This is a genomic window from Streptomyces hygroscopicus subsp. hygroscopicus, assembly GCF_001553455.1.
Classification (GTDB): Bacteria; Actinomycetota; Actinomycetes; order Streptomycetales; family Streptomycetaceae; genus Streptomyces; species Streptomyces hygroscopicus.
The window spans coordinates 1-20,236 of the sequence record NZ_BBOX01000158.1; the positions used below are offsets into that span (position 1 = coordinate 1).

The 20,236-nt window shown below is 72.3% G+C and carries 20 protein-coding genes; 8 read left to right on the forward strand and 12 right to left on the reverse strand.

The features are described from left to right. The first annotated feature begins 41 nt into the window (after nucleotides 1-41). On the forward strand, nucleotides 42-1,046 hold the full coding sequence (locus AXW62_RS43990; RefSeq protein ID WP_502688777.1) for an NsdA family TPR-like regulatory protein: 1,005 nt from the start codon (nucleotides 42-44) through the stop codon (nucleotides 1,044-1,046). 56 nt (nucleotides 1,047-1,102) lie between these two features. Here the strand turns inward: AXW62_RS43990 and AXW62_RS17825 are convergent, their stop codons facing one another. Next, on the reverse strand, nucleotides 1,103-1,657 hold the full coding sequence (locus tag AXW62_RS17825) for a YbaK/EbsC family protein (protein ID WP_060945404.1): 555 nt from the start codon (nucleotides 1,655-1,657) through the stop codon (nucleotides 1,103-1,105). A gap of 65 nt (nucleotides 1,658-1,722) precedes the next feature. After that, nucleotides 1,723-2,295, reverse strand: a complete 573-nt coding sequence (locus AXW62_RS17830) for a helix-turn-helix domain-containing protein (protein WP_060945405.1) — start codon at nucleotides 2,293-2,295, stop codon at nucleotides 1,723-1,725. Between the two features lie 98 nt (nucleotides 2,296-2,393). Between AXW62_RS17830 and AXW62_RS17835 the strand changes: the two genes are divergently transcribed. From AXW62_RS17835 to AXW62_RS17845, 3 genes are all read left to right on the forward strand, one after another. Beyond that, entirely contained in the window at nucleotides 2,394-3,260 is an 867-nt protein-coding gene (locus AXW62_RS17835) for a DMT family transporter (RefSeq protein WP_030841909.1), read from the forward strand. Nucleotides 3,261-3,434: 174 nt separating this feature from the next. Then, complete coding sequence (locus AXW62_RS17840; protein WP_060945406.1) at nucleotides 3,435-4,631, forward strand: FUSC family protein; 1,197 nt, start codon at nucleotides 3,435-3,437, stop codon at nucleotides 4,629-4,631. A gap of 69 nt (nucleotides 4,632-4,700) precedes the next feature. Next, complete coding sequence (locus tag AXW62_RS17845) at nucleotides 4,701-5,474, forward strand: glyoxalase/bleomycin resistance/extradiol dioxygenase family protein (RefSeq protein ID WP_060945407.1); 774 nt, start codon at nucleotides 4,701-4,703, stop codon at nucleotides 5,472-5,474. A gap of 627 nt (nucleotides 5,475-6,101) precedes the next feature. Here AXW62_RS17845 and AXW62_RS17850 read toward each other — a convergent pair. The 4 genes from AXW62_RS17850 to AXW62_RS17865 all read right to left on the reverse strand — a co-directional run bounded on the left by AXW62_RS17850 (nucleotide 6,102) and on the right by AXW62_RS17865 (nucleotide 8,736). Further along, nucleotides 6,102-6,794: a GAF and ANTAR domain-containing protein gene (locus tag AXW62_RS17850; protein WP_060945430.1), complete on the reverse strand. Its 693-nt coding sequence runs from the start codon at nucleotides 6,792-6,794 to the stop codon at nucleotides 6,102-6,104. Between the two features lie 13 nt (nucleotides 6,795-6,807). Beyond that, nucleotides 6,808-7,395, reverse strand: a complete 588-nt coding sequence (locus AXW62_RS17855) for a gamma carbonic anhydrase family protein (RefSeq protein WP_063817606.1) — start codon at nucleotides 7,393-7,395, stop codon at nucleotides 6,808-6,810. A 69-nt stretch (nucleotides 7,396-7,464) separates the two neighbouring features. Beyond that, nucleotides 7,465-8,133 carry a DedA family protein gene (locus AXW62_RS17860; RefSeq protein ID WP_030841898.1) on the reverse strand — a complete coding sequence of 223 codons (669 nt, stop codon included), beginning with the start codon at nucleotides 8,131-8,133 and terminating at the stop codon, nucleotides 7,465-7,467. 150 nt (nucleotides 8,134-8,283) lie between these two features. Next, nucleotides 8,284-8,736 (reverse strand): DUF4442 domain-containing protein, encoded by a 453-nt coding sequence (locus tag AXW62_RS17865; protein ID WP_030841896.1) that lies wholly within the window; start codon nucleotides 8,734-8,736, stop codon nucleotides 8,284-8,286. A 95-nt stretch (nucleotides 8,737-8,831) separates the two neighbouring features. Between AXW62_RS17865 and AXW62_RS17870 the strand changes: the two genes are divergently transcribed. Then, nucleotides 8,832-9,989, forward strand: coding sequence for a DUF8017 domain-containing protein (locus AXW62_RS17870; protein ID WP_060945409.1), 1,158 nt, complete (start codon nucleotides 8,832-8,834; stop codon nucleotides 9,987-9,989). Between the two features lie 73 nt (nucleotides 9,990-10,062). Beyond that, nucleotides 10,063-11,451 (forward strand): MFS transporter, encoded by a 1,389-nt coding sequence (locus AXW62_RS17875; RefSeq protein ID WP_079115669.1) that lies wholly within the window; start codon nucleotides 10,063-10,065, stop codon nucleotides 11,449-11,451. Nucleotides 11,452-11,577: 126 nt separating this feature from the next. Here the strand turns inward: AXW62_RS17875 and AXW62_RS17880 are convergent, their stop codons facing one another. The 3 genes from AXW62_RS17880 to AXW62_RS44500 all read right to left on the reverse strand — a co-directional run bounded on the left by AXW62_RS17880 (nucleotide 11,578) and on the right by AXW62_RS44500 (nucleotide 13,952). Next, nucleotides 11,578-12,369: a spermidine synthase gene (locus tag AXW62_RS17880; RefSeq protein ID WP_060945431.1), complete on the reverse strand. Its 792-nt coding sequence runs from the start codon at nucleotides 12,367-12,369 to the stop codon at nucleotides 11,578-11,580. Nucleotides 12,370-12,517: 148 nt separating this feature from the next. Continuing rightward, nucleotides 12,518-13,699, reverse strand: coding sequence for an elongation factor Tu (gene tuf, locus AXW62_RS17885; RefSeq protein WP_060945410.1), 1,182 nt, complete (start codon nucleotides 13,697-13,699; stop codon nucleotides 12,518-12,520). Between the two features lie 97 nt (nucleotides 13,700-13,796). Further along, nucleotides 13,797-13,952, reverse strand: coding sequence for a hypothetical protein (locus AXW62_RS44500; protein ID WP_169808145.1), 156 nt, complete (start codon nucleotides 13,950-13,952; stop codon nucleotides 13,797-13,799). Between the two features lie 584 nt (nucleotides 13,953-14,536). Here AXW62_RS44500 and AXW62_RS17890 point away from each other — a divergent pair. Further along, nucleotides 14,537-15,286, forward strand: coding sequence for a TVP38/TMEM64 family protein (locus AXW62_RS17890; protein WP_173669724.1), 750 nt, complete (start codon nucleotides 14,537-14,539; stop codon nucleotides 15,284-15,286). 459 nt (nucleotides 15,287-15,745) lie between these two features. Here AXW62_RS17890 and AXW62_RS17895 read toward each other — a convergent pair whose 3' ends face one another. After that, a complete protein-coding gene (locus AXW62_RS17895) occupies nucleotides 15,746-17,260 on the reverse strand; it encodes an MFS transporter (protein ID WP_060945411.1) in 1,515 nt (504 codons plus the stop codon). Nucleotides 17,261-17,537: 277 nt separating this feature from the next. On the opposite strand from AXW62_RS17895, the gene AXW62_RS17900 reads away from it, so the two are divergent. After that, nucleotides 17,538-18,410: an undecaprenyl-diphosphate phosphatase gene (locus AXW62_RS17900; protein WP_030830574.1), complete on the forward strand. Its 873-nt coding sequence runs from the start codon at nucleotides 17,538-17,540 to the stop codon at nucleotides 18,408-18,410. Between the two features lie 338 nt (nucleotides 18,411-18,748). On the opposite strand, the gene AXW62_RS17905 is transcribed toward AXW62_RS17900, so the two are convergent. Together AXW62_RS17905 and AXW62_RS17910 are read right to left on the reverse strand one after the other, a co-directional pair. Further along, nucleotides 18,749-19,396 carry an HAD family hydrolase gene (locus tag AXW62_RS17905; protein WP_060945412.1) on the reverse strand — a complete coding sequence of 216 codons (648 nt, stop codon included), beginning with the start codon at nucleotides 19,394-19,396 and terminating at the stop codon, nucleotides 18,749-18,751. A gap of 31 nt (nucleotides 19,397-19,427) precedes the next feature. Further along, nucleotides 19,428-20,048 (reverse strand): flavin reductase family protein, encoded by a 621-nt coding sequence (locus AXW62_RS17910; protein WP_060945413.1) that lies wholly within the window; start codon nucleotides 20,046-20,048, stop codon nucleotides 19,428-19,430. Between the last annotated feature and the right edge of the window lie 188 nt (nucleotides 20,049-20,236).

Genomic DNA, 20,236 nt, shown 5'->3' on the forward strand with positions numbered 1-20,236 from the left:
ACCTGTCCAGCTACCGTGGTCAGAGCCCGGCATCAGCGGGTATCACTGCGGTGGAGGTTGATCCAGTGGAGCGACGCAATTTCGTTGGGGCCGGTGCACTCGTTGGAGTGACGCTAGGTGCCGGTGCCCCCGCAGCCGTAGCCAAAGGGCGTCGTCTCGGCCGCTCAGACGTGGAGCGATTCCGTCAGCGCGTGGCAGATCTGCGGCGCCTTGATGACTACACAGGCGGATCGAGCGTCTTCCCGCTGGCTGCGGACGAGATCAACAGGCTTTCAACCCTGGCGTCCACAGGCTCATACACGGAAGCCGTCGGCCGCGGACTTCTGTCGACGCTTGGAGAACTGTTCCAATTTGCCAGTTGGACCGCGTTTGACGCGGGACGATTGGCGCAGTCCAAGCAGCTCGCCGTGACGGCCGCCCGCGCAGCGAATCAGGCAGGCGACCGAACCCTTGCTGCGACAGCGCTGTCTGAATTGTCGTACCTGACGGCGTCCTCGTCGGAGCCGTCAGAAGGGGTGGCTATGGCTCGCGCCAGCCTGGCGAACGCTCCCGCCGATGTACTGCCTGTCGTCCGCGTCGTTCTGGCCGACCGGTTGGCGTGGGCGTGCGCTCGCGTCGGGGACGAATCCGGCGTGGACCGTGCGCTAGGTCTCTCGGAGTCTGCGCACGACGAACGAGACGCAAAGGCCGTGGAGGAGCCTGACACGGTGTACTGGATCAACCGTGATGAGTCTCAGATCATGGCTGGCAGATGCTGGGCCGAACTGCGCCGTCCACGCCGAGCGGTTCCCATTCTGGAAGAGGTGACGGCTCCGTACGACGACACGCACGCCCGCGAGGTAGCCCTTTACGAGTGCTGGATAGCGGGGTCATGTGTCGACGCCGGGGACGTCGACAGGGCAGTCCACTCCGCGGAACGCGCTGTCACGCTATCTCGGAGCACTGCGTCCCGACGTACAGACGCGCAAATCGCCGCGATGCTGGCGAAGTTCAAACCCCACAAGGATCACGGCGCAGTTCGGGAGCTTCTTTCCTCTGCGTCGTGACCGACGCAAAAGCCCCCGCCGGATGATCCCGGCGGGGGCTGGTGTACGGGGGTCGTTCAGACGCCGAGGCCCTCCAGGACGACCGCGCCCGGCAGCCCGGCGAGCACCTTGCCCGGGACGATGAGCTTGCCGCGGCGGCTGCCGCTGCCGATGACCGCGTGGGGGATGTCGGCCACCGCGGCGTCCACCAGGATCGGCCAGCTCCCGGGCAGCCCGATCGGGGTGATGCCGCCGAACTCCATGCCGCTCTCGCCCGTGGCCGTGTCCATCGGGGCGAACGACGCCTTGCGCGCGCCGAGATGGCGGCGCACGACGCCGTTGACATCGGCGCGGGTGTGGGCCAGGACGAGACAGGCGGCCAGGGTGACCTCGCCACCGCGCTTGCCCGCGACCACCACACAGTTCGCGGACTGCTCCAGCAGCCAGGAGCCGTAGTTCTCGACGAGTACGGCGGTATCGGCCTTGTCCGGGTCCGTGTCCACGAACAGCACCTGCTCCACCGGCTCCGAGCCGCGCCAGGTGCGCAGCGCCTCGGCGACGGGAGCGGTCAGCAGGTCCAGGCACTCGACGGCGGGACGGACCTCGTCGAAGGCATCCATCGGCGTACTCATGCCGACAAACTAGCAGTCCGGGCCGGCCCGGCGGGGCGCGGCGGACCCAGCCGTGCCCGGCGGTCTCAGCGGGCGGGGGGCACCGACACCGCCATGGTCAGCTCCACCGGCACCTCGCCCTCGTTACGGTAGGCGTGCGGGGTGTTCGCCTCGAACGCCGCGGAGGTGCCGGCCGGGACGGTGTGCGCCTCACCGCCGACCTCCAGGGTGAGTTCGCCCGCCGTCACATGGATCAGCTCGACCGTGCCGGACGGATGCGGATCGGAGGCGCTGCCCTCGCCGGGCATCAGCCGCCATCCCCACATCTCCAGCGGGCCGTCCGCCTCGGTGCCGACGAGCAGCGCGGTGTAGCTGCCCGCCTCGGTGGACCACATCCGCACCGCCTGGTCGGGAGGGACGAAGGTCACCCGCGGCCCCTGTTCGTAGTCGAGCAGAGTGGTGATGCTCACGCCGAGCGCGTCGGCGAGTTTGACCGTGGTGCCCACACTCGGGTTCGTACGGGCCTGCTCAATCTGGATGATCATGCCCCGGCTGACCCCGGAGCGGGCCGCGAGGGCGTCGAGGGTGAAGCCGCGTTCGTTGCGCCACCGCTTGAGGTTGCGGGCGAGCGACTGCGTGAGCTGATCGAGGTCCGTCACGGTCAGGTCCGTCCAATATTCTGAATGGCGTAGTAGAGCAGACTGAACTACCGTGGGCTGTACTCCCACGTCCACCACACTGTACGGCGAGGTTCACCATGTCCGCCCTCTTCGCTCTTGCCACCAGCCTGCTCTGGGGGCTGGCCGACTTCGGCGGAGGGTTGCTCACCCGGCGCACCCCCGCGCTCACCGTCGTCGTCGTGTCCCAGACCATCGCGGTCACCGTCCTCGGCGCCATCGTGGTGGCCACCGGCGGATGGTCCGAGGCGGGGCCGCAGCTGTGGTTCGCCGCCGCGGCCGGGGTGGTGGGCCCGGCCGCGATGCTGTGCTTCTACCGGGCCCTGGCGCTCGGCCCGATGGGCGTCGTCTCTCCGCTCGGCGCGCTCGGCGGCGTCGTCGTGCCGCTCTGCGTCGCGCTGGTGCTCGGCGAGCGGCCCGGGCTGCTCCAGGTCTCGGGGATCGTGGTGGCGGTCGCCGGCGTGGTCCTGGCGAGCGGCCCGCAGACCGGCGGCGCCCCCGTCCACCGGCAGACGCTGCTGCTCACCGCGGTCGCCGCGCTGGGCTTCGGCTCGGTGATGGCGCTGATCGCGGAGGCGTCCACCACGCTGACCGGCCTGTTCCTCGCGCTGTTCGTCCAGCGGGTGTGCAATGTGGCGGTCGGCGGCACCGTGCTGCTCGTCTCCGTACGGCGCGGTGCCCCCGGGCTGCCCGAGGGCGGGACGGGCGTGGTGTGGGCGTCGCTGCCCGCGCTCGCCTTCGTGGGCCTCGCCGATGTGGCCGCGAACGGCACGTACAGCCTCGCCGCCCGCCACGGCCCGGTCACCATCGCCGCCGTGCTCGCCTCCCTCTACCCCGTGGTGACCGCCCTCGCGGCCCGCGGACTGCTCGGCGAGCGGCTGCGCGTGGTCCAGGCCACGGGCGCCGGGCTCGCCCTGGTCGGGACGTTGCTGCTGGCCACCGGGTGAGGCCGCCGGGCCGGAACGCAGCACGACCCCGCCGGCGCCCGGGGCCCCACACCAGCCCGGCCCAACCCGGCCCACGCCAGCCCAGCCCGGCCCACGCCACACCAGCCCGGCCCGGCCCAGTCCGGCCGCACCCGGCCATGCATAAGCCAGCGGCTCTCAGGAACCCACTACGCCATGGGGCACCTGATCGAGAAGCTGCGTGTGATACAAGCCGAAGGCCGGGGAATCGGGGACGCGGCCCTCCGGGCGTGGCGAGAACCAGGGCGCGAACGGGACCTGCTCGTGCAGTCCCTGAAGGCGGCCGGGGCGGCCACCCTCGCCTGGGCGATCTCGGGGTGGTGGCTCAAGGACCCGGTGGCGCTGATGGCGCCCTGGGTGGCGGTGGTGCTGGTCCAGGCCACCGTCTACCGCTCGCTGTTCAAGGGGTTGCAGCAACTGGTGGCCATCGCCGTCGGCACGCTGCTGGCCGCGGGAGCCGAGGCGATGACGGGGAACACCCTGGTCTCGGTGGCCCTGGTGCTGCCGGTCGTGATGCTGCTCAGCAACTGGCCCCGCCTCGGCGACCAGGGCATCTACGGACCCACCACGGCCCTGTTCACCCTCACCTCGAGCCCGGTGTCCAGCCTGACCGTGTCACACCGGCTGCTCCAGGCCGCGCTGGGGGCCGCGATCGGCATCGCGGTCAACGCCCTGATCCTGCCACCGGTCCACCTGCGGAACGTACGGGAGAACCTCAGCGGTCTGGCCCGCGCCACGGAGGACGCCCTGACCCGCATGGCCGAGGTGCTGACCGAGGAGGACTGGTCCGACGAGGCGGCCTCCGAGTGGCGACGGCTGTCCCACTCCCTCGCGCAGCGGCAGGAGAGCCTGCGGTCCGCACGGCAGTGGAGCCATGAGAGCCTCCGGCTCACTGCCAGGCTGCCGTGGAGTTCGCGGGCGAAGATGCCGTTGCTCCCCGCCGAGAGCGAGGACCAGCGGTGGGGCTCGATCGTGGCCCAGGTCCGCGCGGTCTCCGACACCCTGACGGACATCGCGGACGAGAACCGCGCCATCTCCGCCCCGGACCGGCAGCCGCTGTGCGACTACGGCCGGCTACTGGCCGACCTGGCGGCCGCCTGCGCGGCGCGGGCCGACCTGATCCAGATCGGTCAGTCCTCCGAGCCCAGGGACGCGCACGCCGCGCTGGACCGGGCGCTGGACTCCGTGGAGCGGCGCCACTCGGCCCTGCACAAGCAGCTCACCGACGAGCGAAGCGTCTCCACCGCCACCATCGCCGTCCTGGGCACCCTGCTGATCCAGGCCCAGAACATCTGGTATCACCTGGCCCCGGACGACTGGCCCGGCACCACTCCCGGCACCACTGAGGCATAGCACCGCGCCGACGGGGTACACCGCTGCCGTCCCCGCGCGGGTCGGGGCGGACAACGAGGAGTGGTGCCCATGAAGCCGGTCGGCCAGGCACGGCCGGGATTCCCCTGCTGGGTGAGTCTCACCGCCCGCAGCCTCCAGGCGGCGCAGGAGTTCTACACCGCGGTACTGGGATGGACCTGGCGTCCCACCGGGCTGGACGAGGAGTTCCGTACGGCGCTGTTCGGCGGGGCGCCGGTGGCCGGGGTCGGAGAACTGGCGAACAGCCTCCGGGGCGCGGTCGCCTGGACGCCGTTCTTCGCGGTGGCGGACGCGGACGCCACCGCGGCCCGGATCCATGAGCGGGGCGGCACCGTCGGGGTCGGCCCGCTCCCGTTCGGCCCGGGGCGCCGCGCCGCGCTGGCCTCCGACCCCGACGGCGCGGTCTTCGGCTTCTGGGAGGGGGAGGCGCTCCCCGGCTGGCCCTCGGGCCCGGACAGCGCCCCCGCCTGGCTGGAGCTGCGGACCCGTGACGCGTTCGCCGCCGCCCTCTTCTACGGCGAGGTCTTCGGCTGGGCCGCCCCGGAGAGCACCTGCTCCGTCGAGTACGAGAACGACGAGGTGATCGTGCGGGAGGCGGGGCGCAAGCTGGCCGTGGTCCGCGGCGGCGCCGTCGAGCAGGCCCCGGACCCCCGGGTCCGGCCGCGCTGGTATGTCCACTTCCGGGTCCCCGATGTGGCGGCCGCCGTGGCGGCGGCGCGCGCCGCCGGGGGCACCGTCGCCCTCGCGCCGACCGTCTCCCCCACGGGCCGCGAGGCGACCCTGCGCGACCCCGACGGCGGGCTGTTCACCGTCACCGCCGCCTGACGGCGGCCCCGCCCGGCCCCGGCCCGTCCCGACTCGGCCGGACCGGACCCCACTCGGCCCGGTCCGGCCGGGTGTGCCCGACTCGACTCGGGCACATCCGGCCGGACCCGGTCGGACCCGACTCGGCTTCACTCGGCCAGGCCCGGCTGGCCCCGGCCGGACCCGGCTGGTCCCGACTCGACTCCACTCGGCCGCACCCGCCTGGACCCGGCCGGACCCGACCCGACTCCGCTCGGCCGCACCCGCCTGGACCCGGCCGGACCCGACCCGACTCGACTCGGCCGGACCCGGCTGGTCCCGGCCGGACCGGCCCGGCGAGATGCGGAAAGCCGACGTGGAACCCATTTCCCGCTCCCCGGTTCGCTGTTCGCCCACGTCGTCGCACCGCACTCCCGGGAGCCGGCGCGAGGGACGTCCGCACCCGGTCGCGGAACGCCCGGGCGACCGAGCCGCGGGCCATTGGCGATCCGGAGAGGCGAGAGGTGTTGTGAACCCGGTGTCGCTGGGTACCCGCCGCGCAAGCCATCGGCGTCACCCCCGGGGGAACTCGATGGTCAGGCCCTTCCGGTCCAGACCACGGGCCGGAAGGAGCCGCCTCACCGTCCCGGCCGGTGCGTGGCCGGTGCGTCAGCCCTCAAGACCGCCGCTCTCACAGATCTGCCGGGCGATGTCGCGCAGCTTGACGTTGCGCTCCTGCGAGACCCGACGCATCATCGCGAAGGCGTCGTCCTCGCTGACCCGGAGGCGTTCCATGAGGATGCCCATGGCCTCCCCGATGGTGTGCCGGGTCTGGAGCGCCTTCTGGAGCTGATCGGCGGTGCGGGCGCTGGAGAACGCGACCGCGGCGTGCGAGGCGAGCAGCCAGCCGGCCGTCTCACTGGCCTTGCCGAAGGCGGCGGGGCGGCGGGAGTAGAGGTTGAGGGCGCCGAGGTTCTCCCGCTCGGTGTAGAGCAGGAATCCCATCATGCTGCCGATGCCGAATTCGCGGGCCTGGCTGACGTAGCCCTGCCACTGCTCCGGTGGCCGGCCGAAGTCCCTGATCCGGAACACCCGCTCATCGTTCACCCGGGCCGCGACGTCGAAGCAGGGCCCCTCGCCGAGCCGCTCCTGGAGCCGGTCGGAGCGGATCACCAGCCCCTCGGTGGGGGCGAGGGTCTCCACCCGGCTGCCGTGGAGCATCAGGATGCCGGCCGCGTCGCAGCCCTCCACGATCTCCACCGCGGACTCGGTGATCCGCTCCAGCGTGGCGTCCACGGACCGCTGTGCCAGCAGGTCCCGCGCCATGGTGGCCATGCGCTCGGCGAAGGCTTCCCAGTCCATGACCACCATCCGCTCACATCGGGTGCTCGCCGCCCCGGAGTGCTTCCCGGTACTGCTTCGCCCGGTCCACGTACACCTGGGCGTTCAGCTTGATGCCTGCTCGTTCCTCGTCGGTGAGGGTGCGCTTCACCCTCGCCGGTACCCCGGCCACCAGCGAACCGGGCGGTATCTCCATTCCCTGGGGCACCAGGGCCTGCGCGGCGACCAGGGACCCCGCGCCGATCCGGGCGCCGTTGAGGACCGTGGCCCCCATCCCGATGAGCACGTCGTCCCCGACGGTACAGCCATGCACGACCGCGTTGTGCCCCACGGACACCCGCTCGCCGATCGAAACCGGGAAACCGGGGTCGACGTGCACAGTGCAATTGTCCTGGATGTTGCTGTCCGCGCCGAGGACGATGGGGCCGCCGTCCCCGCGCAGCACCGTCTGGTACCAGACGCTCGATCCCGCCGCCAGCACGACGTCGCCGATCACCACGGACGTGGGGGCCACGAACGTCTCGGGGTCGATCCGCGGCTCCTTTCCGCCGATGCCGAAGATCAAAGCGCGCACTGCCTCTCCCACCTGGTGTCCTCTTCGCCTCGTCGCCGTCGTCGCCATGGTCGCTCCGGTCGCCCCAGGGCCCGGCCGGTCGCCCCAGGGCCGGGCCGGTCGGGCCGGTCGGCCGCGCTAGTCGCCGGCCGGGACCGGCTCCGGCTCGGCGGTCTCGGTACCGGTCGCCGCGGCCGTGGCGGACTTGGCCTTCTTGGAGCGCCACTTCATGACGAGCATTGAGCCGAGGCCGAAGAGCAGGGCCAGCACGAGTCCGAGCCAGGAGAAACGCTTGAGCCAGTCCTCCGCGACCTTGCCCAGGGAGTAGATGACCGCGGTGGTGCCACCGGCCCAGACGATGCCGCCGAGCACATTGGCGATGAGGAACTTCCAGTACGGCATGCGCAGCACACCCGCGAGCGGCCCGGCGAAGATGCGCAGCAGCGCGATGAAGCGGCCGACGAAGACCGCCCACATGCCCCACTTCTGGAAGGAGCGCTCGGCGGTCGCCACGTGGTCGGCGCTGAAGTGCTTGGGGAATTTACGGCCCAGCCAGGTCAGCAGCGGCTGTCCGCCCTTGCGGCCGATCAGATAGCCGATGGAGTCGCCGATCACCGCGCCGGCGATGGCGCTGGCCCCCAGCACGTAGGGGTTGATGTGGTCCTGGGAGGCCGCCAGCAGCGTCGCGCTGACGAGGACGATCTCACCGGGAAGCGGGATTCCCAGGCTTTCCAGGCCGATCACGAGACCCACGAGCAGATAGACGCTGACCGCGGGTACGGTCTCGAGCCATTCCTCGATATGCAACGCCGGTTCCTCCCCATGTGGCGACCGCTTCCCGGCGTGCGCCGGACAGGAGGCGGCGCACGCCGGGAAGCCTACTCAATCGGCGCGCGGTCGCCATCATCCCCAGGTCGTGCTCTCGTTCGCGTCGGCTCCCGCGCGGGGAGGAGCCGGTCAGGTCTGGGGGCGCAGGGTCCACACGATCGACATCTCGCCCGTGACCGCGCCGTCCTCCCGGGTGATCGCGATGTTCACCGGGAATTCGGGCCGCTGTCCCGCGTCCAGTTCGGCGATCACCTCGGCGGCGGGGCGGCCGAGGGTGGCGGTCGCGGTGACGGGTCCCTTGGCGAGCTTCTTGTAGCCGATCTCGGCGCGCACGGCCAGCGGTACGGCACGGCCGAGCTGATCGGCGAACGCGGCCAGTACGACGGCGCCGCTCGCGGACTCGGCCAGGGTGAACATCGCGCCCGCGTGGGGGCCGCCGACGTGGTTGTGGAAGTCGGGCTGGTCCGGCAGGCGCAGCACCGCGCGCTCGGGCGACGCCTCGACGAACTCCAGGTTCAGGGTGCGCACCATGGGCACCGTGGCGGCGAGCATCTCACCGACGGAGGGCAGGGTCTCTGACATGACCCGGAAGTTACCACCCAGTAGGAAGCGGGGGAAGGGGCGGCCGACGGGCCGGACGTAGCAGCCGTCCCCGGCCCCCTCTATCGTTACTGGCCATGTGGCCAGGACAGCAGCCGCCCGGGGGCGAGCAGAACCATCCGCACGATCAGAACCCTTATCAGCAGCCGGGGTACCAGCAGCCGGGATACAACCAGTCGAACCCCTATCAGCAGCCGGGGTACCAGCAGCCGAATCCCTATCAGCAGCCACCGCAGCAGCAGCCTGGGCAGCCCGGCCAGTCGGCGCAGCAGCCCGGTTACGGCCCGCCGCAGGGCGGCCCTCCGCAGGGACCGCCCCAGGGACCGCCACAGGGGCCGCCGCAGCCGCCCGGCCAGCAGTGGGGCGCTCCGTCCGGCCCGCCCGGCGCACCGCAGCCGCCGCGGGACACCAAGAAGCGGACGAAGACCATCGCCATCGTCGCGGCGACCGCGGTGGTCGCGGCGGCCGCCATCACCGGTGCGGTGGTCCTGGGCAAGGACGGCGGCGACGACGGTGACGAGTCGAAGGGGAAGGACAAGACGCCCTCCGCCTCGGCCTCCGCCCCGGCCTCCGCCGACCCGACCGAGGACCCGGCCGGCGGCGGCGACGCGGACAATCCGCGCGCCGGTGGCGACGCCACCGACGTCAAGGCGGTCATACCCGGCTGGAAGACCGTGGTCAGCGCCAAGCGGCACAACGCCTTCGACGTCCCCCCGGACTGGACGGTCGAATCGCCGGGGCTGAGCACCGGTTTCGAGGACGACAAGGGCAAGCCGCTCGTTGTCATGTCCGCTCCGGCCCGGTACAAGAAGGACTACTGCTCGGTCACGGACAAGGACGGCTACACCGACAAGAGCCATGCCGCCGGGGCGGGCTCGAAGGGTGCGCAAGGCGCCAAGAGCGAGGCGTCGGCAGCCAAGATCGAGGCCGAGAACTGGGTCTTCGCCGCCTTCGACCAGGACCAGACCGGGACCCGGAAGGTCACCGAGGCCAAGAAGTTCACCAGCGACCACGGGCTCAAGGGCTACACCGCGTCGGCCACCGTGACGGGGGTGAAGAAGACCAACAAGTGCACCACCGACGGCAAGGCCGTCACCGTGACCTACACGGACACCAACGGGGACTTCGCCACCTGGGTGCTGTACTCGGTCAAGGGCACCAAGGAAGAGGTTCCGGACTCCACCATCAAGAAGATCATGAGCTCGCTCCGGCCGCTGAAGGCCGAGGGCTTCTGACCCCCTGACCACCCGGTCACAGCGACCGGATTCCGGTTGGACGCCGGGGCACGCCCCCAGGGATAGTCCCGATGTGACGACTCCTCCCGCCCCGCGCCTCCGACCGCGCCGCCCCGCGTGGGCCGGCCGCAACTACACACTGCTGACCGCCGCCGCCGTGGTGACGGGCCTCGGGAACGCCGGAGCCCTCATCGCGGCGGCGTTCGCCGTCCTGGAGGCGGGCGGGGACGGCGGCGACGTCGGGCTCGTGGCGGCGGCGCGCACGCTTCCGCTGGTCGTCTTCCTGCTGATCGGCGGCGCGCTGGCGGACCGGCTGCCCCGGCACCGGGTGATGGTCGCCGCGAACGCCCTCAACTGCGTGTCGCAGAGCGTCTTCGCCGTGCTGGTCCTGTCCGGTGAAGCGCGGCTGTGGCAGATGGCCGTGCTCTCCGCGCTCGGCGGCACCGGGCAGGCGTTCTTCTCCCCCGCCGCCGAGGGCATGCTGCTCTCCAGCGTCACCGGTGAACAGGCCACCCGCGCCTTCGCACTGTTCCGGATGGGGATGAACGGTGCGCAGATCGGCGGTGCCGCGCTCGGCGGCGCGCTGATCGCGCTGGTCGGACCCGGGTGGGTGCTGGCCGTCGACGCCGCCGCGTTCGCGGTCGCGGGCGCCCTGCGCGCCCTGCTCGACGTCCGAGCCGTCCCACCGCGGGAACCCGGGGGCGGGATGCTGCGGGATCTGCGCGAAGGCTGGCGCGAATTCGTCGACCGCCCCTGGCTGTGGTCGATCGTCGTCCAGTTCTCCGTCGTCAACGCCGTGGTGGGAGCGGCCGAGGCGGTGTTCGGCCCGCTGGTCGCCGAGGACCATCTGGGCGGGGCACGGCCGTGGGGGTTCGCGCTCGCGGCGTTCGGCGCGGGGACCATCCTGGGCGGGCTGCTGATGATGCGCTGGCGGCCGCAGCGGCTGCTGCTCGCGGGCTCCCTGTGCGTCCTGCCGCTCGCCCTGCCGTCGGCCGCGCTCGCCGTTCCGGTGCCGGTTCCCGCGCTGATCGCGGTGATGTTCCTGGTCGGGGTGACCATCGAGGTGTTCGGGGTGTCCTGGCTGACCGCGCTGCACCAGGAGATCCCCGAGGACAAGCTGTCGCGGGTCTCGGCGTACGACTGGTTCGGCTCCGTCGCCATGCTGCCGCTCGCCACGGCGCTCGCGGGCCCGGCCGAGCGGGCGTTCGGCCGGTCGGCCTCGCTGTGGGGCTGTTCGGCGCTGATCCTGGCGCTGACGCTGGCGGTGCTGACGGTCCCGGACGTACGGCGGCTGCGGCGGCGCGGGACCACTCCGCTCGCCGGGGACGGACCGGCCGCCGTGGGGGACGGACCGAGCGCCGTGAGGGACGGACCGGGCACCGCCGGGGACGGACCGAGCGCCGCCAAAGACGGACCGGACGCCGCCGGGGACGCCGCGCCGGAGCCCGTCAGCCCACGCTGAACGCCCCGCTCGCCGCCACCAAGGACCGACCGCGCACCACCGAGAACGGATCGGACCCCGCCGAGGACGGGCCGGGCGCCACCAAAGACGGACCGGGCGCCACTGGGGACGCCGCACCGGAGCCCGTCAGCCCACGCTGAACGCCCCGCTCGGCGGCTCGGGCGACGGCGTGGCCTCCTCGTCCCGTACCGGCGTCGCCCCGCCCGTGAAGCGCTCCAGGGCCTCCCCGTGCTCGACCCTGGCCGGGAAGGCGTCGGCCGCGGTGCGGCGGGCCAGCGCCGCAACCGGCAGTTCGGACTGGGAGGCCACCAGCACGGCGTTGCCGAACCGGCGACCGCGCAGCACGGACGGCTCCGCGATCAGTGCGAGGTGGGCGAACACCGTTCGGTAGGTGGCGAGTTGGGAACGGAGGAAGGCGAACGGCGCCCCGTCGGCCAGGTTCGCGGTGTACCGCCCGCCCGGCCGCAGCGCACGGGCCGCGGCGCGGGCGTACTCGACGGAGGTCAGCTGCGCGGGCACCCGCGAGCCGCCGAAGACATCGGCCACGATGACGTCGGCGGACCCCTCGGGCACCGCCTCCAGCGCCCTCCGGGCGTCCTCCGGCCGCACGGTCACGCCCGTCCCGGACGGCAGCGGGAGGTACTCCGCGACCAGTTCGAGCAGCCCCCGGTCGGCCTCGATCACCATCTGGTGCGAACCGGGGCGGGTGGCGACCAGATAGCGGGGCAGCGTCAGCGCCCCGCCGCCCAGGTGCAGCACGTCGAGCGGGACGCCGGGATCGGCGGTCAGGTCCAGGACGTGGGCGATCCGTCGCGCGTACTCGAATTCGAGATGGGCCGGATCGTCCAGGTCGACGTACGACTGCGGGGCGCCGTCCACCGTGAGCAGCCAGGCGCGCGAACGGTCCAGGTCCGGCATCAGCTTGGCGGTGCCGCCGTCCACGGCCCGGGTGACGGGTATCGGCTCGTTCCGGGTGACGGGTATCGGCTCGTTCACCCTCTCATTGTGCCGTCACGGGGCGGCGGCCCCCGCCCGCCCGGCTGGGGACGGGCGGGGCCGCTCCTGGTCAGGGCCGGTCGAGAACGGTGGTCACCGTGCCCGCGCCCACCGTGCGGCCACCCTCGCGGATGGCGAAGCCGAGGCCCGGCTCCAGCGGTACGGCACGGCCCAGCTCGACGGTCATGGTGACGGTGTCACCGGGGCTCGCCACCGCAGCGGCCCCGAGGTCCACCGCGCCGACCACATCGGCCGTGCGCAGATAGAACTGCGGGCGGTAGCCGGTGGCCACCGACGTCCGCCGGCCGCCCTCGGCCGCCGACAGGACGTACACCCGCGCGGTGAAGCGGCGCCGCGGTACGACGCTGCCGGGCGCGGCCACCACATGGCCGCGGCGCACCGCGTCCCGCGCCACCCCGCGCAGCAGCAGCGCGACATTGTCGCCCGCCTCGGCCACCTCCATGGACTTGCCGAAGGTCTCCACCCCGGTGACCACCGTGGCCACATCCGCGCCGGGCACCTCGACCCGGTCGCCGACCCGTACCGTGCCGCGCTCGATGGCACCGGTGACCACCGTGCCGCGTCCGGTGATGGTCAGCACGTTCTCCACCGGCAGCAGGAACGGCGCCTGGGTGTGGCGTACGGGCGTCGGCACATAGATGTCCACGGCGTCCAGCAGCGCCTCGATCGCCCCGGTCCAGCGCGGGTCGCCGTCCAGCGCCCGCAGTCCGGAGACCCGTACGACGGGTGTGGTTTCGCCGGGGTAGCCGTGCGCGGAGAGCAGCTCGCGCACCTCCAGCTCGACCAGGTCGGTGAGCTCGGGGTCGCCCGCGTCGGCCTTGTTGAGAGCCACCACGATGTGGTCGACCCCCACCTGACGGGCCAGCAGCACGTGCTCGGCGGTCTGCGGCATCACGCCGTCGAGCGCGGAGACGACCAGGATCGCGCCGTCGAGCTGGGCGGCGCCGGTCACCATGTTCTTGATGAAGTCGGCGTGGCCGGGCATGTCGACGTGCGCGTAGTGGCGGGTGTCGGTCTCGTACTCGACGTGCGCGATGTTGATGGTGATGCCGCGTGCGGCTTCCTCCGGCGCCCGGTCGATGCGGTCGAACGGCACGTAGTCGCCGCCGGTGCCGCGTTCGCTCACCACCTTGGTGATGGCGGCGGTCAAGGTGGTCTTGCCGTGGTCGACATGGCCCATGGTGCCGATGTTCAGATGCGGCTTGGTGCGCACGTACCTCTGCTTGGACATGCGGCGGTCTCTCCTCGTCAGCGGCGGTGGGAGTGCGGACCCCAAGTGCCTGGCCGACCCTCCCCCTGGGGGATCCGTCGGAGTTGTCCGAGGAGGGTCAGCTTCGGGCGCCGTCGAGGCAGGCGGCGGGAACGGCGGCGGCGGGCGGATCCGTGGTGAGGGCGGCGACCGCGGCCGGAGCGAGGGAGAGGACGGCAGCCTTCCGCGCGTCCGCGACAGCGGACGTCGGCGTGAGGAAGGCGAGCCGGAACATGCTGTGATCTTCGCGCACCGTACGGTCCGCGTCGAATGGTTTTCGCTGCGTGCGGGGTCGGTGGGGCCGTTGGTCCGGGGGCGAATCCGTGGTGCTGGCGGGGCGGCTGGCCAGGGCGCCGAACCGCTCGCTCCGGACGTCCGGCACGGGACCAGCCAACCCGATACCCGACCGTCCGACGACCGCATATCGACGGCCTCTTGGCGGGGCGGCTGGCCAGGGCGCCAGCCCTCTCGCTGCGGACGACCGGCACGGGACCGGCCAACCGGATCCCCGCAGTCCGACGACCGCATGCCGACGGCCTCTTGGCGGGGCGGCTGGCCGGGGCGCCGACCCGCTCACTCCGGACGTTCGGCACGGGACCAGCCGACCGGTTACCCGACGGTCCGACGACCGTATGGCGGCAGTCTCTTGGCAGGATGGCTGGCCGGGGCGCCGACCCGCTCACTCCGGACGTCCGGCACGGAACCAGCCGACCGGTTACCCGACGGTCCGACGACCGTATGTCGACGGTCTGCCGACAATCGCAAGACAACCCGGCGACATCGCGGCGTCCGCCCGGCCCGGTCGGTTACGCTCCACCGATGCTCGATGTCGCCGCTCCGCCCGCGAAACCGGCCGCGCGCCGCGCCCGCGCGGTGCTGCTCTCGCCGTGGTCGCGGCTGGCCCTGCTCGCCGCGCTCCTGACCGGCTCCGCGGTCGCGGTCTGGCTGTGGCAGCCGCAGCGGCTGCTGACCCACGGCTGGCCGCCGCAACTGTCGGGCGCGACGGCCGTGGTGCTGTTCACGGCCGCGTACGGGGTGGGCACCGCCGCGCTGGTCCCCCGGCCGCTGCTGAATCTGGCGGCCGGCGCGCTCTTCGGCGTCCAGACCGGGCTGGCCACGGCCGTCGGCGGCACGGTGATCGGCGCCGGGATCGCCTTCGGGCTGGGCCGACTGCTCGGGCAGGACGCGCTGCGTCCGCTGCTGCGGGGCCGCTGGCTGACGGCTGCGGACCGGCAGCTGAGCCACCACGGGTTCCGGTCCATGCTGGCGATCCGGCTGTTCCCCGGCGTGCCGTTCGCCGCCGCCAACTACTGCGCGGCCGTCTCACGGATGGGCTGGCCCTCGTTCCTGCTGGCCACCGGGCTGGGCAGTGTGCCGAACACCGCCGCGTACGTGGTCGCGGGCAGCCACGCCACCACCCCCACCTCGCCCGTCTTCCTCCTCGCACTGGCCTTCATCGCGGTGCCCGCCGTCGCCGGGGCGCTGGTGGCCTGGCGCAAACGCGGCCGTATGCGGACCGCGCGCCTCGGGGAGGACGCGGCCGGGGACGGGACGCCGCCGCGGGCCTGACGGCCAGCGCGCACGGCGGGCGACCGGCGGCGGGCACCCGCGACGGTCGGCCTCCGGCGACGGTCCCCGAGACGCTCGGCCCGCGACGGCGGTCCCGAAGCGGCCGACCGGTCAGCCCCTGGCAGGGCAATACCAGACGGTCAGCCCCCCGGCCCCGCCCAGCCCCGACTAGTCAGCCCCGCCCCGCCCAGCGCCGACCAACCAACGCCCGGCGAGGCAACCCCGGCCACGGTCAGCCCCCGGCCGCCGCCCAGCGCCAACCAACCAGCCACAGCCCCTCAACACCGACCAACCAGCCACAGCCCGCCAGCCCCCGGCCCCCCGCCCCCGGCCCCCAGCGCCAACCTTTCAGCACGCCCCGCCAGCGCCGACCCGCCAGCGCCCACCCTTCAGCACACCCCGCCGCCGCCGACCCGCCAGCCCCCGCCCCCAGCGCCCACCCTTCAGTCCCCTGACCACTCAGCCGTCGGCCCGTCCCGGGGTGGAGGCGGTCGCGGCGCGGGCGGACAGCGGCTCGGCGACGTCCTCGAGCGAGCGCTGCTCGGCCGGGACGGCGAGGAAGGCGGCGGCGAGTCCGGCGGCGACCATGAGCGTCGCCCCGACGGAGAAGGCCAGCACGGTATCGGCGACGACTCCGCTCTGCGTCAGGTCCGAGAAGATCAGCGGTCCGCTGATGCCTCCGGCCGCCGTACCGATGGCGTAGAAGAAGGCGATGGCCAGGGCGCGCGTCTCCATCGGGAAGACCTCGCTGACGGTCAGGTACGCGGCGCTCGCACCGGCCGAGGCAAAGAAGAGGACCACGCACCAGCAGGCGGTCATCGTGGTCGCGCTGAGCCAGCCGTTGCCGAACATCCAGGCGGTGATGAACAGCAGCGCCCCGGAGAGCAGATACGTCCCCGAGATCATCGGGCGGCGGCCGACCGTGTCGAAGAGCCGGCTGAGCAGCAGCGGCCCGAGGAAGTTGCCGAAGGCGATGACCACGAAGTAGTAGCCGGTGTGGCCGGTGGGCACGTCGAAGAAGGTCACCAGGATCGAGCCGAACCCGAAGGTGATGGCGTTGTACAAGAACGCCTGCCCGATGAAGAGGGACAGCCCCAGCAGCGCACGGCGCGGATACCTCCGGAAGAGGGTCCGGGCGATCTCGACGAAACCGGTGCTCTTCCGCGTCCTGATGGTGATGGCCCGGTCCGGTTCGGGCAGGGGCCGCCCGGTCCCGGCCTCGACCTGCCGTTCGACGTCCGCGACCAGTTCCTCGGCGCCCGCCGCCCGGCCGTGGATGAACATCCAGCGCGGGCTCTCCGGGACGTTCCGGCGGACCAGCAGGATGGCCAGGCCGAGGACGACGCCGAGGGCGAAGGTGAGCCGCCAGCCGACGTTCAGCGCGAAGAAGTCCGTGTTCAGCATCAGCACGGAGAGCAGCGAGCCGCCCATCGCGCCGAGCCAGAAGCTGCCGTTGATGGTCAGATCGACGCGGCCCCGGTACGCACGGGGGATCAGCTCGTCGATCGCGGAGTTGATGGCCGCGTACTCCCCGCCGATACCGAAGCCGGTGAGGAAGCGGAAGAGGAAGAACCACCAGGCGGAGAAGGAGATGGCGGTGAGCGCGGTGGCGGCCAGGTAGACGCCGAGCGTGATGAGGAAGAGCTTCTTGCGGCCGTAGCGGTCGGTGAGCCAGCCGAAGACCAGCGCTCCGGTGCAGGCCCCGGTCACATAGAGGGCCGCCGCCACACCGGTGACCTGTGCGTCGGTGATCTGCAGACCGCTGCCGGGCTCGGAGAGGCGGCTGGCGATGTTGCCGACGACGGTCACCTCGAGACCGTCCAGGATCCATACGGTGCCGAGGCCGATCACGACCATCCAGTGCCAGCGTGACCAGGGCAGCCGGTCCAGCCGCGCCGGGACCCTGGTGGTGATCGTCCCGCCGGCCGCCTCTTCTCGGCCTCCCTGTCCTCCGTCGTGCCCGCTCGCGGTCATACGGCTCGGCTCCTCGGCTGTCCTCGGCTGTCCATGGCTGGTCCTCGGCATGGCGCCCGGGGCCGGGCCGCCGCCGGGCGAGTACCCAAGGTCAATACGATGAACCGATGCTCGGACCGGGCCCTTGATGGGCCGTGCGCCCGGGGACGCTACGCTGCCCCACAACCGGCAGTCGATCCTCGGCCGCCGGCCTTCCCATTGACCACCCCGCCTGCGTCGGGCATGCCTTGCCATGTACCGATCAGCGCACGATCAGCCTTTGGATAGCGAAGACTCAATGTCGTGGTTTGAATCACTCATCCTCGGGCTGGTCCAGGGGTTGACTGAGTTTCTTCCGATCTCCTCCAGCGCCCATCTGCGGCTCACGGCCGCGTTCGCCGGCTGGACCGACCCTGGGCCCGCCTTCACCGCGATCACCCAGATCGGCACGGAGCTCGCGGTGCTCATCTACTTCCGCAAGGACATCATCAACATCGTGTCGGCCTGGTTCCGCTCGCTCTTCAGCAAGGAGTGGCGCGGCAACCACGACGCCCAGATGGGCTGGCTGGTGATCGTCGGCTCCCTGCCCATCGGTGTGCTCGGCCTCACGCTGCAGGACGCGATCGAGGGTCCGTTCCGCGATCTGCGGCTGATAGCCACCACCCTCGTGGTCCTGGGCCTCGTCCTGGGCTTCGCGGACCGGCGTGCGGCGCGCGACGAGACGGGCGGCCGGCACCGTGTCGCCAAGCAGCGCAAGACGCTGCGGGAGCTGAGCATCCGGGACGGCCTCATATTCGGCGTATGCCAGGCGATGGCGCTGGTACCGGGTGTCTCCCGGTCGGGCGCGACGATCAGCGGCGGACTGCTGATGGGCTACACCCGCGAGGCGGCGGCCCGCTATTCCTTCCTTCTCGCGGTGCCGGCGGTGCTGGCCTCGGGCGTCTTCGAGCTGAAGGACGCGTCCGAGGGGCATACGGCCTGGGGTCCGACGATCTTGGCCACGGTGGTGGCGTTCGTGGTCGGCTACGCGGTGATCGCATGGTTCATGAAGTTCATCTCCAGCAAGAGCTTCATGCCGTTCGTGATCTACCGGGTACTGCTGGGCATCGCGCTCTTCGCCCTGGTCGGCCTCGGTGTGCTGAGCGCCCACGCGGCCGAGTCGGCGGGCTGACGCGCCTCCCGCGCCTCTCCCATCCCCCCGTCATCCCCCCGGTCATCCCCCCGTCATCTCCCACTTCCCCCCACCTGCCTTGCCGGAGTGCGCGGAAGACGACCGGGCCCGGAAGGCAGGGGGATGGGCCGCCGGCCGAGGAGGGAGGAGTCCGGCGGCCCCTTCGCTCAGGTCTGGCGCCCCCTGAGCGGCATGGGACGAGTCAATCGCCATACGGGGCGCCTGGGAAGGGTGTGCGGTAGATATATGCAAGCATTCGCATCGCGCCCGGTGTGAATTTCCCTCCCAGCGCGCTCCCCTCCCCTCAGCCGCCACACCGCGAAGCCGACCGGGCCGGGCTACGCCGACGGCCCGGTGACGATCTCCACCAGCTCATCCAGCGAGTCGATCCGCCAGTCCGCCTGTGCCGCATCGGCCGTACCGGCCCACAGATTCCCCCACGGCCCCCGGCGGATATGCGCGGCCCGCAGCCCGGCGGCCTTCGCCGGCCGGATGTCGAGGGCCGGATAGTCGCCCACGTAGAGCGTGTCCCGGGGCGCGGCGCCGCCGAGTTCCAGCACCCGCCGGAAGAACTCCGGATCGGGTTTGCGGACCCCCCACTGGCTGGACGTCGCCACGGCGTCGACGGGAAGCTCCAGTCCGCGCAGCAGCTCGCCCGCCCGCAGCGACTGGTTCCCGGCCAGCGCGATCCGCAGCCCCGACTCCCGCAGCCGGCCGAGCGCGGACCGCGCATCCGGGTACAGATCGGTCTCGTCCAGCCACTCCCCCCGCCCCGCCGCCTCCCGTGCCTGCCGCTCCGCCTCGACGTCCGTGCCCGGCCGCACCAGACGGATCGCGTCCCCGTCGTCCCGCCCCTGCGCGACGACGGCCCCCACCAGCGCGGACAGGGTGTGCCGGGGCACCTTGAGCCAGTCGGCCCAGGAGCCCCAGTAACGGTCCTCCCGGACCAGGGTCGAGCCGACGTCGAACACCACGCTCTGGATCATCGCGTCCCCCTGCCCCTGTGGCCCGCGGCGCTCACCCCTTGCCCGGCCTCTCGCCCTCCCAGTCCGCGTACCGGACGCGGGCGAGTTCCAGCACATCGCCGACCGTGCCCCATTCGTCCTTGCCCAGCCGGGCCAGCGGCCGCAGCCTGGTGATCTCCGCGTGCCCGTCGACCAGCACTTCCTCGTCGATCGCGGCGTGCACCACCCTTCCGAAGACCACCGTCGCGTCGCCGAGCCCGAGCGTGCTGTGCACCACGCACTCCAGCGCGACCGGCGCCCCCGCCACCCGGGGCGGCTTCACCCGCGCGCTCGCCTCCTGCGCCACCCCCACCGCCTCGAACTCGCTCACCCCGTGCGGAAAGTCGGTCGCGGTCGCGTTGATCTGCTCGAAGAGCCCCTCGGGAGCGAAGTTCACCACGAACTCCCCGGTGTCCTCGACGTTCCGCAGCGAGTCCTTACGCCCCACGGAGGTGAACTGCACGATCGGAGGAGCTACGGACGCGACGGTGAAGAACGAGTGCGGGGCGAGGTTGGCCGTGCCGTTCGCCGACACCGTGGCCACCCACGCGATCGGCCGCGGCACCACCACGGAGGTCAGCAGCTTGTAGAACGGCGTGCGGCCCATGGCCTCGGGATCGAAGTCGATACGCATGCGGCCCAGTATCCGCGCATGCAGCGGCGCGCCCCAACGACGGGTCGCGGCGTCACCCGGCCCCCGGATTCCGCGGACGGTGCCCGGCGCCGGAAGACACGGGCGTCCGGGGCCGGACACCACCGTGGCTCCGCCGTGTCCGCCACGTCCACCGTGTCCGCCGCGTCCCTCGGGACGACTCCGGGCCC

Excerpts from the sequence above, each read along its gene's own strand:
- AXW62_RS17825 (WP_060945404.1), bottom strand. The coding sequence starts at position 1,657 with ATGAGTACGCCGATGGATGCCTTCGACGAGGTCCGTCCCGCCGTCGAG.
- AXW62_RS17835 (WP_030841909.1), top strand. The coding sequence starts at position 2,394 with ATGTCCGCCCTCTTCGCTCTTGCCACCAGCCTGCTCTGGGGGCTGGCC.
- AXW62_RS17840 (WP_060945406.1), top strand. The coding sequence starts at position 3,435 with ATGGGGCACCTGATCGAGAAGCTGCGTGTGATACAAGCCGAAGGCCGG.
- AXW62_RS17845 (WP_060945407.1), top strand. The coding sequence starts at position 4,701 with ATGAAGCCGGTCGGCCAGGCACGGCCGGGATTCCCCTGCTGGGTGAGT.
- AXW62_RS17850 (WP_060945430.1), bottom strand. The coding sequence starts at position 6,794 with ATGGACTGGGAAGCCTTCGCCGAGCGCATGGCCACCATGGCGCGGGAC.
- AXW62_RS17855 (WP_063817606.1), bottom strand. The coding sequence starts at position 7,395 with ATGGCGACGACGGCGACGAGGCGAAGAGGACACCAGGTGGGAGAGGCA.
- AXW62_RS17865 (WP_030841896.1), bottom strand. The coding sequence starts at position 8,736 with ATGTCAGAGACCCTGCCCTCCGTCGGTGAGATGCTCGCCGCCACGGTG.
- AXW62_RS17870 (WP_060945409.1), top strand. The coding sequence starts at position 8,832 with ATGTGGCCAGGACAGCAGCCGCCCGGGGGCGAGCAGAACCATCCGCAC.
- AXW62_RS17880 (WP_060945431.1), bottom strand. The coding sequence starts at position 12,369 with ATGCCGGACCTGGACCGTTCGCGCGCCTGGCTGCTCACGGTGGACGGC.
- tuf (WP_060945410.1), bottom strand. The coding sequence starts at position 13,699 with ATGTCCAAGCAGAGGTACGTGCGCACCAAGCCGCATCTGAACATCGGC.
- AXW62_RS44500 (WP_169808145.1), bottom strand. The coding sequence starts at position 13,952 with ATGTTCCGGCTCGCCTTCCTCACGCCGACGTCCGCTGTCGCGGACGCG.
- AXW62_RS17890 (WP_173669724.1), top strand. The coding sequence starts at position 14,537 with ATGCTCGATGTCGCCGCTCCGCCCGCGAAACCGGCCGCGCGCCGCGCC.
- AXW62_RS17895 (WP_060945411.1), bottom strand. The coding sequence starts at position 17,260 with ATGACCGCGAGCGGGCACGACGGAGGACAGGGAGGCCGAGAAGAGGCG.
- AXW62_RS17900 (WP_030830574.1), top strand. The coding sequence starts at position 17,538 with ATGTCGTGGTTTGAATCACTCATCCTCGGGCTGGTCCAGGGGTTGACT.
- AXW62_RS17905 (WP_060945412.1), bottom strand. The coding sequence starts at position 19,396 with ATGATCCAGAGCGTGGTGTTCGACGTCGGCTCGACCCTGGTCCGGGAG.
- AXW62_RS17910 (WP_060945413.1), bottom strand. The coding sequence starts at position 20,048 with ATGCGTATCGACTTCGATCCCGAGGCCATGGGCCGCACGCCGTTCTAC.